The sequence below is a fragment of the Azospirillum picis genome, assembly GCF_017876115.1.
GTDB classification, from domain to species: domain Bacteria; phylum Pseudomonadota; class Alphaproteobacteria; order Azospirillales; family Azospirillaceae; genus Azospirillum; species Azospirillum picis.
The window spans coordinates 167,884-179,582 of record NZ_JAGINO010000006.1 but is presented as its reverse complement, the minus strand read 5'-3'; the positions used below and the strand labels follow the sequence as shown (position 1 = coordinate 179,582).

General features: G+C 67.4%; 15 protein-coding genes and 1 tRNA gene. 12 read left to right on the top strand and 4 right to left on the bottom strand.

All coding sequences use genetic code 11. The annotated features are described in order from the left end of the window. Window positions 1–32: 32 nt before the first annotated feature. Window positions 33–482 carry an Rrf2 family transcriptional regulator gene (locus J2850_RS11190; protein WP_209981585.1) on the top strand — a complete coding sequence of 150 codons (450 nt, stop codon included), beginning with the start codon at window positions 33–35 and terminating at the stop codon, window positions 480–482. Window positions 483–520: 38 nt separating this feature from the next. Here J2850_RS11190 and J2850_RS11185 read toward each other — a convergent pair whose 3' ends face one another. Next, window positions 521–877, bottom strand: a complete 357-nt coding sequence (locus tag J2850_RS11185) for a hypothetical protein (RefSeq protein WP_209981583.1) — start codon at window positions 875–877, stop codon at window positions 521–523. A gap of 92 nt (window positions 878–969) precedes the next feature. Between J2850_RS11185 and J2850_RS11180 the strand changes: the two genes are divergently transcribed. After that, complete coding sequence (locus tag J2850_RS11180; RefSeq protein ID WP_209981581.1) at window positions 970–1,404, top strand: DUF3574 domain-containing protein; 435 nt, start codon at window positions 970–972, stop codon at window positions 1,402–1,404. 209 nt (window positions 1,405–1,613) lie between these two features. Next, window positions 1,614–3,557 (top strand): propionyl-CoA synthetase, encoded by a 1,944-nt coding sequence (locus J2850_RS11175; RefSeq protein ID WP_209981578.1) that lies wholly within the window; start codon window positions 1,614–1,616, stop codon window positions 3,555–3,557. Window positions 3,558–3,633: 76 nt separating this feature from the next. Here the strand turns inward: J2850_RS11175 and J2850_RS11170 are convergent, their stop codons facing one another. After that, window positions 3,634–4,287, bottom strand: coding sequence for a DsbA family oxidoreductase (locus J2850_RS11170; protein ID WP_209981576.1), 654 nt, complete (start codon window positions 4,285–4,287; stop codon window positions 3,634–3,636). A gap of 205 nt (window positions 4,288–4,492) precedes the next feature. On the opposite strand from J2850_RS11170, the gene J2850_RS11165 reads away from it, so the two are divergent. Continuing rightward, window positions 4,493–4,948, top strand: a complete 456-nt coding sequence (locus J2850_RS11165) for a hypothetical protein (RefSeq protein ID WP_209981574.1) — start codon at window positions 4,493–4,495, stop codon at window positions 4,946–4,948. Between the two features lie 83 nt (window positions 4,949–5,031). On the opposite strand, the gene J2850_RS11160 is transcribed toward J2850_RS11165, so the two are convergent. Both J2850_RS11160 and J2850_RS11155 read right to left on the bottom strand, forming a co-directional pair. After that, the gene (locus J2850_RS11160; RefSeq protein ID WP_209981572.1) at window positions 5,032–5,424 is read right to left on the bottom strand and encodes a hypothetical protein; all 393 of its coding nucleotides are present in this window, start codon (window positions 5,422–5,424) and stop codon (window positions 5,032–5,034) included. Window positions 5,425–5,579: 155 nt separating this feature from the next. Continuing rightward, window positions 5,580–5,870: a hypothetical protein gene (locus tag J2850_RS11155; RefSeq protein WP_246512983.1), complete on the bottom strand. Its 291-nt coding sequence runs from the start codon at window positions 5,868–5,870 to the stop codon at window positions 5,580–5,582. A 183-nt stretch (window positions 5,871–6,053) separates the two neighbouring features. Between J2850_RS11155 and J2850_RS11150 the strand changes: the two genes are divergently transcribed. The 8 genes from J2850_RS11150 to nuoF all read left to right on the top strand — a co-directional run bounded on the left by J2850_RS11150 (window position 6,054) and on the right by nuoF (window position 11,690). Continuing rightward, window positions 6,054–6,281: a hypothetical protein gene (locus J2850_RS11150; RefSeq protein ID WP_209981570.1), complete on the top strand. Its 228-nt coding sequence runs from the start codon at window positions 6,054–6,056 to the stop codon at window positions 6,279–6,281. A 190-nt stretch (window positions 6,282–6,471) separates the two neighbouring features. Further along, window positions 6,472–6,548, top strand: a tRNA-Asp gene (locus J2850_RS11145). Between the two features lie 314 nt (window positions 6,549–6,862). After that, entirely contained in the window at window positions 6,863–7,231 is a 369-nt protein-coding gene (locus J2850_RS11140) for an NADH-quinone oxidoreductase subunit A (protein ID WP_045580751.1), read from the top strand. Further along, window positions 7,222–7,767, top strand: a complete 546-nt coding sequence (locus tag J2850_RS11135) for a NuoB/complex I 20 kDa subunit family protein (protein WP_174470176.1) — start codon at window positions 7,222–7,224, stop codon at window positions 7,765–7,767. Before J2850_RS11140 ends, J2850_RS11135 begins: the two co-directional genes overlap by 10 nt. Before the next feature lie 93 nt (window positions 7,768–7,860). Continuing rightward, window positions 7,861–8,490: an NADH-quinone oxidoreductase subunit C gene (locus tag J2850_RS11130; protein WP_209981568.1), complete on the top strand. Its 630-nt coding sequence runs from the start codon at window positions 7,861–7,863 to the stop codon at window positions 8,488–8,490. A gap of 107 nt (window positions 8,491–8,597) precedes the next feature. Further along, window positions 8,598–9,746 carry an NADH-quinone oxidoreductase subunit D gene (locus tag J2850_RS11125; RefSeq protein WP_246512999.1) on the top strand — a complete coding sequence of 383 codons (1,149 nt, stop codon included), beginning with the start codon at window positions 8,598–8,600 and terminating at the stop codon, window positions 9,744–9,746. Next, window positions 9,743–10,384, top strand: coding sequence for an NADH-quinone oxidoreductase subunit NuoE (gene nuoE / locus J2850_RS11120; protein ID WP_209981563.1), 642 nt, complete (start codon window positions 9,743–9,745; stop codon window positions 10,382–10,384). The genes J2850_RS11125 and nuoE overlap by 4 nt, the downstream gene beginning before the upstream one ends. A 16-nt stretch (window positions 10,385–10,400) precedes the next feature. Then, window positions 10,401–11,690: an NADH-quinone oxidoreductase subunit NuoF gene (gene nuoF / locus J2850_RS11115; RefSeq protein WP_209981561.1), complete on the top strand. Its 1,290-nt coding sequence runs from the start codon at window positions 10,401–10,403 to the stop codon at window positions 11,688–11,690. Window positions 11,691–11,699: the final 9 nt, after the last annotated feature.

Here is an 11,699-nt window from a genome sequence, read left to right as displayed (position 1 = left end):
CGGATGGGGAGCGCGACTGGAGGGAGACAACGGTGCGACAGGACAGCCGCCTTTCCCGCATGCTGCATGTGCTGATCCACATGGGCCGGTACGAGGAGGCGGTGACCTCCGAGACCATCGCGGCGATGCTGAGCACCAATCCGGTGGTCATCCGCCGGACGATGGCCGGATTGCGCGAGGCCGGCTATGTGCGGTCCGAAAAGGGACATGGCGGGGGCTGGCGGCTGGCGCTTCCCCTGGGGCGGATTTCGCTGCTCGACGTCTACCGCGCGCTGGGAGAGCCGCCGGTCTTCGCCATCGGCCTATCGATCGACCATGCCGGCTGCCTGGTCGAACAGGCTGTCAATGCGTCGCTGCAAGGCGCCATGGCCGAGGCCGAGGCCATCCTCGTCGCCCGGTTGGGCCAAGTTACGCTTGCCGACCTCGCGGCCGACGTCGACCGCCGGCATGAGGGCGCCGGCTGCAATCCGGGGCCGGTGTAAGCCACGACCCGATCTGGCCCGGGTGGGCCGGTCTCGCTCTAGCTGCCGGAGGTTTCCTGTGCCCGGCGGATCGCCGCCTCCAGGCACTGCAGGTGAAGCTTCTTGCGGGCGAGCTGGCGGGCGCGCCGCTCTTCCAGATCGGTGGTGGCCATCACCTCGATGGTGCAGCCACGCCAGCCGTTGGCGTCGAGCGCGCGGGCGACTTCCGCGTAACCGAAATATCCCTTGTCCGGCTGCTCCCAGGGGGCACGGAAGTCGGCGCGGCGCAGCACGAAGCGGTTGGACTGGCTGCCGCCGCCGAGATTGGTCAGGCGGGCGACGATCAGCCGCTCGCCGTTGCCATGAACGACGGCCAGGATCGGGCGGATTCCGGTGATGGGTGGATCGACGGCCATGATCCATGCATAACGGTCCGGCGCCTTCCTGACCAGTGCGTCGCGAGCCGCCTGCTGCCGACCGCCCTCCCGTTCCCAGAGGAGCCCCGCCGATGCGTTCCTTGCCCATCCGGCCCGTCCTGCTGTCGGTCCTGCTGTCCTGCACCGCCCTGCCGGCGCTGGCGCAGCGGATGGATCCGTCCGATTGCACGGCCTACGCCGCCAACGCGATGATCGAGGCGCAGCTTTTCTTCGGCCGCAACATCGGCAACGATGTCGGCGTCAGCGAACGAGACTGGAACGATTTCCTAGACGGCGAGGTGACGCCGCGCTTTCCCAATGGCCTGACCGTCACCGAGGCGTCCGGCCATTGGCGCGACATCGAATCCGGACGCCCGGTGCGCGAGCCGAGCAAGGTCGTCACCCTGCTGGCCGGCGGCGATCCGGCGACGCTGCGGCTGATCCACGAGATCGTCGACCTCTACAAGGACCGCTTCCACCAGCAGTCGGTGGGCCTGGCGATCCGGCCGGTCTGCGTGTCCTTCTGACGTCCACGCCGGCGGGCTGGCTGGCCGGCGCGTTTCCGGAACAGGATTTCGCGAAAGCGGAATGCGGCTCCCCGCCGCACCCCCGACCTTCTGACATTTGCCTGTGCTTATGCTTTTGTCGCAGATTGTGGATGCCGCGGAGCGCATCGTTGCGCGGCGGAGAGGAAATGCACACAGAATAATACCCAAATAGAATGAGGGACGCCCGAATGACCCCGACCCCGAACCCGGCCCCAAGCACAGCCGAGACCTACGACCTGATGTATGCCCGCTCCCTCAGCGATCCGGAGGGGTTCTGGGGCGATGCGGCGAAGGACATCACTTGGTCCAAGCCGTGGGACAAGGTGCTGGACGACAGCAATGCGCCCTTCTATCGCTGGTTCGCGGGCGGCGAGTTGAACACCTGTTACAATGCGGTCGACCGCCATGTGGAGGAGGGCCGCGGCGCCCAGGCGGCGATCATCTACGACAGCCCGGTCACCGGGATCGTCCAGACCATCACCTATGCCGACCTGCAGGACCAGGTCGCCCGTTTCGCCGGCGCGTTGCGCGCGCAGGGCGTCGGGAAGGGCGACCGCGTGCTGCTCTACATGCCGATGATCCCGCAGTCCGTAGTCGCCATGCTGGCCTGCGCTCGGCTTGGTGCCGTGCATTCGGTGGTGTTCGGCGGCTTCGCGCCGCACGAGCTGGCGACGCGCATCGACGATGCCAAGCCCAAGGCGATCGTCTCCGCCTCCTGCGGCATCGAGCCGAACCGCGTCGTCAAGTACAAGCCGATGCTGGACGCCGCCATCGAGCAGTCGGCGCACAAGCCGTCCAGCGTCGTCATCTTCCAGCGCCCGCAGGAGACCGCGGCCCTGATCGAGGGGCGCGACGTCGACTGGAACGAGGCCGTCTCCCTGGCCGAGCCCGCGGCCTGCGTGGCGGTGAAGGCGACCGACCCGCTCTACATCCTCTATACCTCCGGCACGACCGGCCAGCCCAAGGGCGTGGTGCGCGACAATGGCGGCCATGCGGTGGCGCTGCGCTGGACCATGACCAACATCTACGGCGCCAAGCCCGGTGAGGTCTATTGGGCGGCGTCGGACGTCGGCTGGGTGGTCGGCCATTCCTACATCGTCTACGCCCCGCTGCTGGCCGGCTGCACCACCGTGGTGTTCGAGGGCAAGCCGGTCGGAACTCCCGATCCCGGGACCTTCTGGCGGGTGATCGAGCAGCACAAGGTCGCCACCCTCTTCACCGCGCCGACCGCCTTCCGCGCCATCAAGCGCGAGGATCCGGACGCCACCTATCTGAAGAAGTACGACCTGTCGCATTTCCGCGCCCTGTTCCTGGCCGGCGAGCGTTCGGACCCCGACACCCTGCATTGGGCGGAGGACAATCTGAAGGTCCCGGTGATCGACCACTGGTGGCAGACCGAGACCGGCTGGGCGATCTCCGGCAATCCGCTGGGGGTGCATCTCTTCCCGATCAAGTACGGCTCGGCCACCCGTCCGATGCCGGGATGGGACGTGCGGGTGCTGAACGCCGAGCTGCGGGAGGTGCCGCGCGGCGACATCGGCGCCATCTGCGTGAAGCTGCCGCTGCCTCCCGGCACGCTGCCGACGCTGTGGAACGCCGACGAGCGCTACAGGAAGTCCTACCTGGCGGACTATCCCGGCTACTACCAGACCGGCGACGCCGGCTTTGTCGACGACGACGGCTATGTCTATGTCATGGCCCGTACCGACGACATCATCAACGTCGCCGGCCACCGCCTGTCGACCGGTGCCATGGAAGAGGTGCTGTCCAGCCACAAGGACGTCGCCGAATGCGCGGTGATCGGCGTCGCCGACGACCTGAAGGGGCAGGTGCCGCTGGGCTTCGTCTGCCTCAAGGCCGGTGTCGGCCGCCCGCACGAGGAGATCGTCCGCGAGGTGGTTCAGATGGTGCGGGAGCAGATCGGGCCGGTCGCCGACTTCAAGCGCGCCCTGGTGGTCGACCGGCTGCCCAAGACACGCTCTGGCAAGATCCTGCGCGGCACCATGCAGAAGATCGCTGACAGCCAGGACTACAAGATGCCGGCGACGATCGACGATCCGGGCATTCTGCCGGAGATCGCCGAGGCGCTGCGCAGCCTGGGCTACGCCAAGGCTGCCGCCACGCCGGCCTGAGGGGTGGAGGGGGCGTTCGGGTTGGCCGACGCGCCTCCCGGCCCCGCCTCTCAACTCTGCCGCCCAGCCCCGCCGCTCAGCCGGAGACCACCGACAGGTTTTCCGGCTCAGCGCTGCCGAGGTCGAGCAGGGGAAGGAAGCTCGCCGGCTCCTGGGCGCCGGACAGCGCGTAGCGGCGGTTGAAGATGTAGCATGGCACCGCCTGCAGGCCCATCTGCCGCGCCAACGCGTCGGCGGCGAGCACCGAGGCCGATTCGGCGTCGCTGCCGAGCTGGCGCCGCGTCTCGCCGAAATCCAGCCCGACTCCGGCGGCCACGCTGGCCAGTGCATCGAGGTCGCCGATATCGACGCCATCGACGAAGTAGGCGGCGAACAGCGCGTCGGCCATCGCGTTCGCAACCCCATGGCGCCCGGCAATGCGGACCAGCCGGTGGGCGTCGAAGCTGTTGGGCGTGCGCGGGATACGGTCGAGCAGCAGCGGCAGGCCATCGCGGGCGGCCGTGTCCTCGACCACCCGGTAGATCTGGCGCGCCCGCTCCGCGCCGCCGAACTTGGCGGACAGGTAGTCGTCCCGCGACATGCCGCCCTTCGGCATGTCCGGGTTCAACTGGAAGGGCTGCCAGCGGATTTCGGCGCGCAGGGTCGGGCGCTGCGCCAGAGCCCGGTCGAGCCGGCGCTTGCCGATGTAGCACCAGGGGCAGATCAGGTCGGCGAAGGTTTCGATCAGCATGTTCTCCACTATCGGCGAGCGGCCGGTCCCGGGCAATGGCTTCTTCCGGAAAGCTCCGTTGCACCCCTTCCCGGCAATGCAACCCTTTGTTAACCGAGTTGGGCGGACAGTCCGCCATGGTTCCGCCGCATGCGCCTTGCCGGCCCTTTCCGAAGGCGGGCCGGCAAGGCGCAGGCGACGGACATTCCACGGTGTGCGGTGGCCGATGAGCAGTTCCTACGTCGACGGCAAGGTGCGCGAGGCGATCATGGCGGCCAAGGGCAGCCGGACCAACGCGCAGAAGATCCTGATGGCCTGGGCGGTGGACGACCCGGATCTGCTGCGCGGAATCGCCCAGCCCTTCCTGAAGGCGATCGCCGCCGCCGCCATCGAGCGGGCCGGCCGACCGCCCGTCCGCGACCAGGCCGCCCGGCCGGCCGCTTCCAAATCCGCCGGCGGCGCCCAGCCTTCCGCCTCCGGCCTCAGCCGCGATGCCCTGGAAAGCCTGCTGAACCGCCTGGGCCGCGATGACGAGGACCAGGCCGACCCGCAGGGACGGGCGGCATCCGCGGCCGCACCCGCCAAGGGCGGGACGGTTCGCCAAGCGCCGCCGAACGGCCCGTCGCACGAAAAGGCGATGATGGCGATCGCCAAGGCGTTCGTCGCGAAGAAGGTCAGGTAACGGCGGGAAGAGCCGGTCTCCGCCGCGGTGCGGGGAGGGCGGTGCGGGGAGGGCGGTGCGGGAAGGACGGTGCCGGCCGGCCGTTACGGCGTGGCGTCGTCGAACCAGCCGCGGCGGCGCGGGAGTGTGCGGATGTCCGGCGGCGGGCTGGCCAGCGCGGTGTCGCCGTTGCGGTAGGGGTCGGGGGTGTGATGGCACTCGACGTCGGCCAGCGTGCGGAAGCAGTAGATGCGCGACCGGTCGACCACCACCTTGTCCGGGCAATAGTCGCCGGTCTGCTCGAAGGAGATGATCGAGCAGTCGCGGCCGGTGGCGGCCGAGACGATGTGGTCGCCGATGGTCTTCTTGGTTGCGTTCAGCGTCACCACGTCGGCACCCGCGGCGGCCAGGCCGACCGGGGAGGTGCAGGCGGGAAGCGCCAGCAAAAGGCAGGCCGGCAGCCATGCCCGCATCAACACCATCGCCTTAGCGCCCATCGTCCATCAGGCTCCCCCAAATCGCCGGCTCCCCATCGATCCCCTGGCGGCGATCCATGGACGGCATCCTCCGACAGCATTGCGCGCCAGTGCGGTTAACAAGCCGTGAATTCCCCATCCGGACGGGCCGCAGGCCCAAGGCGGCAGCCGTCCGGTCAGCGCAGGAGCGCGCAGATGCGCGAGCGGCACTGCACCACCACGAAGGCATCCTTGTCCTCGGTGCAGCCGACCTTGAACACGGTCGACCCTTCGCGCCCCACCGTATAGCGCAGCACCTCGACCTTCGCCGGCGTGCAGTTGCCCATGGACTTCGCGATCTCCTTCGCCTCCGCCTGGGCCGCCGATACGTTGGGGGCGGCGGCGGCCGTTCCGGCGGCCAGCAGGGCGGCGGCAACGGCAGCCAGCCGCGCCATGTGCCGGAGAGGGAAGGGGAGGCTGCGCAACATCGCTCGCTCGCATGTGGGACCGGGCGACTATCGCATGGACGAGGACCTATCGAAAGAGGTGGCCGCCAATTGTCGCAACGGGCGATTTCCCGCGCCCGCGGTCCGCAAGCTGCTATCCTGGCGGCCGGTGCTGCGCCGCCATGGACCATCGGTGGCGGGCCGGCGCGTTCGTGGGAGGATGGCATGGATGGCAATGAACGGCGGCTGGGCGACCGCATCCTCGGCGCCCTGGAACTGGCGCTCGAACAGAAGCACCTCGATGTCGCGGAGCATCTGGCCCGTGCGTTGGAGGAAACGCTGACGAGGTTCGGCGGCTCCGACGCCGTCGACCATCGCCGGTTGTCGAGCGGCATGGTCCAGGCATTCGAGCGGCTGGATGCCCTGCGGCGGCAGGAACACCAGGTGACCTGACGGCCCCCTTTCGGAACGTCCGCGCCAAGTAACTTTTTGCAAGTCGACCGCAAATGGTCATTGACAGGCAGGCGCCGGCCCGACTAAAAACCGCCCACCGAACGACGGGGGCCACGGACGGTCCCGGTAAAAACAGACGGTGCTGCAAGGTCTTGGCCGGCGCGCCCCATGTTTTGAAACGTCGCTCTGCGCGGGTGTAGCTCAGTTGGTTAGAGCGCCGGCCTGTCACGCCGGAGGCCGCGGGTTCAAGTCCCGTCACTCGCGCCACTCTCTCTTTGAAAATCGCTGACGATGGCCAGTAAGGCGCAAGGACTCGCAAGCCGCGGGTCCTTTTCTGCATGCGCATCGTCTTTGCTTTGCCGCCTTTTAAAAACGTGGTATTACCAAGCTCTGTCACGGCGCTCCGCTTGTCCTTCCGCGTCGTGAAAAGCGATTCAAAGCGCTTTCCTTGCCCACGGTCTCGGCATATATTCCGGCCCGTCTGATGGGCTAATCCAAGGCATGGCTGCCACGGCATCGCGCTTCCACCGATTTCCCGGTTGGAACGGCGCCCGTGGCCGTGGGCTTATGGGAGGAACGCGGTGTCGACTCCGCTGATCATTGAGTATCTTCCGATCCTGGTGTTTCTGCTGATCGGCATCGCGCTGGCCGCGGTGATGGTGGGGGCATCCTACGTCATCAGCCCGAAGAACCCGGACGCCGAGAAGGTCTCCCCCTACGAGTGCGGCTTCGAGCCGTTCGAGGACGCGCGCACCAAGTTCGACGTGCGGTTCTACCTGGTCTCGATCCTGTTCATCATCTTCGACCTGGAAGTCGCCTTCCTGTTCCCCTGGGCGGTTGCGCTGGGCGATATCGGGCTGTTCGGCTTCTGGTCGATGATGCTGTTCCTCGGCATCCTGACCATCGGCTTCATCTATGAGTGGAAGAAAGGAGCTCTGGAATGGGAGTAGAGGTCGCCAAGCCGCTGGCGCCGATTCCGCCCGGACCGGAACAGGACGCCTACATCCGCGCGGTCTCCGACGAGATCCAGGACAAGGGCTTCGTGCTGGCGAAGTACGAGGACCTGCTGGCCTGGGCCCGGACCGGCTCGCTGTGGCCGATGACCTTCGGCCTGGCCTGCTGCGCGGTGGAGATGATCCACGCCTACATGAGCCGGTATGACCTGGACCGTTTCGGCGTGATCCCGCGCCCCAGCCCGCGCCAGTCCGACTGCATGATCGTCGCCGGCACCCTGACCAACAAGATGGCCCCGGCGCTCCGCAAGGTCTACGACCAGATGCCGGAGCCGCGCTGGGTCATTTCGATGGGGTCCTGCGCCAACGGCGGCGGCTACTACCACTATTCCTATGCGGTGGTGCGTGGCTGCGACCGGATCGTGCCGGTGGACATCTATGTGCCGGGCTGCCCGCCGACGGCGGAGGCGCTGATCTACGGCATCCTCCAGCTCCAGAAGAAGATCAAGCGCGGCAACCGCATCGCCCGCTGACACGACCAGGCGGGCGGGCCCGCTCCCTTCGCGGGGGGCGGGCCCGTCCGGTCGAGGCGCGCTGAAGACAAGTAGGAAGGCAGGGTCCCACCCATGTCCGAACAGGCGTTGAAGGAACTCGGGGACGTCATCGCAGCCAAGCTCGGCAGCGGCGTCCTGAAGGTCGAGGTGAGGCTCGGCGAATTGATGGTCACCGTCGAGCGGCCGGCCATCCTGGCGGTGCTGACCGCCCTGCGCGATGACCCGGCCACCCGGTTCGAGCAGCTGACCGACATCACCGCGGTCGACTATCCGGACCGCCCGGAGCGGTTCGAGGTCGTCTACCAGTTGCTCAGCTACACCCACAACCGGCGCATGCGCGTGAAGCTGTCGACCGACGAGGACACGCCCGTCCCGTCGGCGGTTCCCGTCTTCAGCGCCGCCAACTGGTTCGAGCGCGAGGTGTGGGACCTGTTCGGCGTCTTCTTCGAGAACCATCCGGACCTGCGCCGCATCCTCACCGACTACGGGTTCGAGGGGCATCCCTTCCGCAAGGACTTCCCGCTGACCGGCTACGTCGAAGCCCGCTACGACGAGGACCAGAAGCGCGTGGTCTACGAACCGGTCCGCCTCACCCAGGACTTCCGCGCCTTCGATTTCCTCAGCCCCTGGGAAGGCATGACCAACGTCATGCTGCCCGGTGACGAAAAGGCCGCCCTCCAGGACGGGAGCAAGAAGCCGTGAGCATGACCGTTTCGAGCGAATCGGCGACCGGCGTCGTCGCGACGGGTCCCGGCGGCCCGATCAGCGCCACCGGGCCTGAGACCAAGACGCAGATCAAGCCTTACACGATGAATTTCGGGCCGCAGCACCCGGCCGCCCACGGCGTGCTCCGTCTGGTGATGGAGCTCAACGGCGAGGTGGTGGAGCGCTGCGACCCGCACATCGGCCTGCTGCACCGCGGCACCGAGAAGCTGATCGAGTACAAGACCTACGTCCAGGCCGTGCCGTATTTCGACCGGCTGGACTATGTCAGCCCGATGTGCATGGAGCACGCCTACGTGCTCGGCATCGAGAACCTGCTGCAGATCAAGGCGCCGCTGCGTGCCCAGTACATCCGCGTGCTGTTCTCCGAGATCACGCGCATCCTGAACCACATCCTGTCGATCACGACGGGCGCGCTCGACGTTGGCGCGATCACCCCGGCGCTGTGGGGCTTCGAGGAACGCGAAATCCTCATGGAGTTCTACGAACGCGTGTCGGGTGCCCGCCTGCACGCCAACTATTTCCGGCCGGGCGGCGTTGCCTGGGACCTGCCGGACGGCCTGCTGGACGACATCTGGGCCTTCACCGAGCGTTTTCCGAAATTCATGGAAGACCTCGACAACCTGCTGACCAACAACCGCATCTTCAAGCAGCGGACGGTCGACATCGGCATCGTCACCAAGGAGCAGGCGCTCGACTGGGCCTTCACCGGCCCGATGCTGCGCGGCTCGGGCGTCGCCTGGGACCTGCGCAAGTCGCAGCCCTACGAGGTGTATGACCGCATGGACTTCGACGTGCCCGTCGGCCTGACCGGCGACTGCTGGGCGCGCTACCTGGTGCGCATGGAGGAGATGAAGCAGTCGCTGCGCATCATGCGCCAGTGCTGCAAGGAGATGCCGGCCGGCCCGGTGAAGGTGGAGGACCGCAAGGTCGCGCCGCCGGCCCGCGGCGAGATGAAGCGCTCGATGGAAGCGCTGATCCACCACTTCAAGCTCTTCACCGAGGGCTTCCACGTTCCCGCCGGCGAGACCTACACCGCCATCGAGGCGCCAAAGGGCGAGTTCGGCGTGTACCTGGTGTCCGACGGCACCAACAAGCCCTACCGCTGCAAGATCCGCGCGCCGGGCTTCGCCCACCTTCAGGGCCTGGACTTCATGTCGAAGGGGCACATGCTGGCCGACGCCGTTGCCAACATCGCCTCGATGGACATCGTTTTCGGAGAGATCGATCGATGAGCGCGCCCGCTTCCGATCACGGCCACGAGCCGACCAGTTTCACCTTCACCCAGGAAAACCTGGAGCTGGCGAAGCGCATCATCGCCAAGTACCCGGCCGGCAAGCAGGCCAGCGCCTGCATGCCGCTGCTCGACGTCGCCCAGCGCCAGAACGGCGGCTGGCTGCCGCGCGTCGCCATGGACGCCGTGGCCGACCTGCTGGGCATGCCGCGCATCCGCGTGTACGAGGTCGCGACCTTCTACACGATGTACAACAAGACCCCGGTCGGCCGGCACCACATCCAGGTCTGCACCACCACGCCCTGCTGGCTGCGCGGGTCGGACGATATCGTCCACACCTGCAAGAAGAAGCTCGGCGTCGAGGTCGGCGAGACCACGGCCGACGGCCAGTTCACGCTGGGCGAGGTCGAGTGCTCGGGCGCCTGCGTCAACGCGCCGGTCGTGCAGATCGGCGACGACTACTACGAAGACGTCACGCCGGAGCACATGGAGCGCATCCTCGACGCGCTGGCCCGCGGCGAGACGCCGAAGCCGGGTTCGCAGACCGGCCGCCGGTCGTCCGAGCCGGCCGGCGGCCCGACGACGCTGAAGGCATTCACCACCGCGCAAGCGGACGCCACCGCGCAAGCGGACGATTGAGGGGGAGGAGACAGCGATGCTTCGCGATGAGGACCGCATCTTCACCAACCTCTACGGCTACCAGGACTTCGGTCTCGAGGCGGCCCGCAAGCGCGGTGACTGGGACAACACGGCGGCGATCCTGGCCAACGGCCGCGAATGGATCATCGAGCAGGTGAAGGAATCGGGGCTGCGCGGCCGCGGCGGCGCCGGCTTCTCGACCGGCATGAAGTGGTCCTTCATGCCGAAGAACGTGACCGACAAGCCCGTCTATCTCGTCATCAACGCCGACGAGGGCGAACCCGGCACCTGCAAGGACCGCGACATCCTGCGCCACGATCCGCACAAGCTGATCGAGGGCTGCCTGATCGCCGGTTTCGCCATCGGCGCCAGCGCCTGCTATATCTACATCCGCGGCGAGTTCTACAACGAGGGCTCCAACGTCCAGCGCGCCATCGACGAGGCGTACGCGTCGGGGCTGATCGGCAAGAACGCCTGCGGGACCGGCTACAGCTACGACGTCTACATCCATCGCGGTGCGGGTGCCTACATCTGCGGCGAGGAAACGGCGCTGATCGAGTCCATCGAGGGCAAGAAGGGGCAGCCGCGCAACAAGCCGCCGTTCCCCGCCCAGGCCGGGCTCTATTCCTGCCCGACCACGGTGAACAACGTCGAATCGATCGCGGTGGTTCCCACCATCCTGCGTCGCGGCGCCTCCTGGTTCGCCGGGCTCGGCCGTCCGAAGAACTCCGGCACCAAGCTGTTCTGCATCTCCGGCCACGTGAACAACCCGTGCAACGTGGAAGAGGAGATGGGCATCCCGCTGAAGGAGCTCATCGAACGCCACGCCGGCGGGGTGCGCGGCGGCTGGGACAACCTGCTGGCCGTGATCCCCGGCGGCTCCTCGGTCCCGGTGCTGCCGAAGTCGATCTGCGACACCGTCCTGATGGACTTCGACAGCCTGCGTGAAGTGCAGTCGGGCCTTGGCACCGCCGCGGTGATCGTGATGGACAAGTCCACCGACATCGTGAAGGCCATCGCCCGCCTGTCGCAGTTCTACGCCCATGAGTCCTGCGGCCAGTGCACGCCCTGCCGCGAGGGCACCGGCTGGATGAACCGCGTCATGCAGCGCATGGTTTCCGGCAACGCCCGCATGGAAGAGATCGACATGCTGCTGCAGGTCACCAAGCAGGTCGAAGGCCACACCATCTGCGCGCTCGGCGACGCCGCCGCCTGGCCGATCCAGGGCCTGTTCCGCCACTTCCGCCCGGAAGTCGAGCGGCGCATCCAGGCCTACCGCAATGCTGCGCCGCTGGCGGCCGAGTAAGGAGCTCCC

What these genes read in the sequence shown, in the direction of transcription:
- J2850_RS11125 (WP_246512999.1), top strand. Translation starts at nt 8,598, where the DNA reads ATGAATTTCGGGCCGCAGCACCCGGCCGCCCACGGCGTGCTCCGTCTG.
- nuoE (WP_209981563.1), top strand. Translation starts at nt 9,743, where the DNA reads ATGAGCGCGCCCGCTTCCGATCACGGCCACGAGCCGACCAGTTTCACC.
- J2850_RS11185 (WP_209981583.1), bottom strand. Translation starts at nt 877, where the DNA reads ATGGCCGTCGATCCACCCATCACCGGAATCCGCCCGATCCTGGCCGTC.
- J2850_RS11180 (WP_209981581.1), top strand. Translation starts at nt 970, where the DNA reads ATGCGTTCCTTGCCCATCCGGCCCGTCCTGCTGTCGGTCCTGCTGTCC.
- J2850_RS11175 (WP_209981578.1), top strand. Translation starts at nt 1,614, where the DNA reads ATGACCCCGACCCCGAACCCGGCCCCAAGCACAGCCGAGACCTACGAC.
- J2850_RS11165 (WP_209981574.1), top strand. Translation starts at nt 4,493, where the DNA reads ATGAGCAGTTCCTACGTCGACGGCAAGGTGCGCGAGGCGATCATGGCG.
- J2850_RS11170 (WP_209981576.1), bottom strand. Translation starts at nt 4,287, where the DNA reads ATGCTGATCGAAACCTTCGCCGACCTGATCTGCCCCTGGTGCTACATC.
- J2850_RS11150 (WP_209981570.1), top strand. Translation starts at nt 6,054, where the DNA reads ATGGATGGCAATGAACGGCGGCTGGGCGACCGCATCCTCGGCGCCCTG.
- J2850_RS11130 (WP_209981568.1), top strand. Translation starts at nt 7,861, where the DNA reads ATGTCCGAACAGGCGTTGAAGGAACTCGGGGACGTCATCGCAGCCAAG.
- nuoF (WP_209981561.1), top strand. Translation starts at nt 10,401, where the DNA reads ATGCTTCGCGATGAGGACCGCATCTTCACCAACCTCTACGGCTACCAG.
- J2850_RS11160 (WP_209981572.1), bottom strand. Translation starts at nt 5,424, where the DNA reads ATGGGCGCTAAGGCGATGGTGTTGATGCGGGCATGGCTGCCGGCCTGC.
- J2850_RS11135 (WP_174470176.1), top strand. Translation starts at nt 7,222, where the DNA reads ATGGGAGTAGAGGTCGCCAAGCCGCTGGCGCCGATTCCGCCCGGACCG.
- J2850_RS11155 (WP_246512983.1), bottom strand. Translation starts at nt 5,870, where the DNA reads ATGTTGCGCAGCCTCCCCTTCCCTCTCCGGCACATGGCGCGGCTGGCT.